The 384-nt window shown below is 68.5% G+C and carries 1 protein-coding gene; it reads left to right on the top strand.

Annotated features, from left to right (window positions below):
• Positions 1-137: 137 nt before the first annotated feature.
• Positions 138-384: hypothetical protein (locus tag ACTQX9_RS09580; protein WP_441541397.1), on the top strand; the 247-nt coding region annotated here is incomplete at its 3' end.

Below are 384 nucleotides of genomic sequence, written 5' to 3'. Positions count from 1 at the left end.
CGCCCTCGACGACCCTGAGCGCCGCCTCGCATGCCGCCTCGAAGCCCGAGGACTCGCTCGCCCGGCCGATCGACCTGAGCGTGCGCCTCCTGCCGGCGGAGTCCATCCGGTCGATCCCCTCGACGAGCCCCGGCGGCATGTCGCGCCTGATCGTCGACTCCCCGAAGGCCCTCGGCCTGGCGATGATGGCGGGCACGAGCGAGAGGGGGTTCCGGACCGCGGGGCCCTCCCCGAAGGCCCTGGGGAGGACGGCGACCCGGCGGCCGCGGTCGGTGTTTGTGTCAAGCTCGGGCTTTCAATTGAGGCAGCGGTTCTTTTCACACGTGGCAAGGAAAGGTTTCAGGTTTGGCAAAGGCGTGCCTCTTTCTCTCTTTGGCTTTGCCT

Origin of the sequence: Collinsella sp. LCP19S3_F2 (genome assembly GCF_052121015.1) — a bacterium.
GTDB lineage: Bacteria > Actinomycetota > Coriobacteriia > Coriobacteriales > Coriobacteriaceae > Collinsella.
Note: the sequence above shows the minus strand (reverse complement) of the source record. Positions and strands in the feature narration are given on the sequence as shown.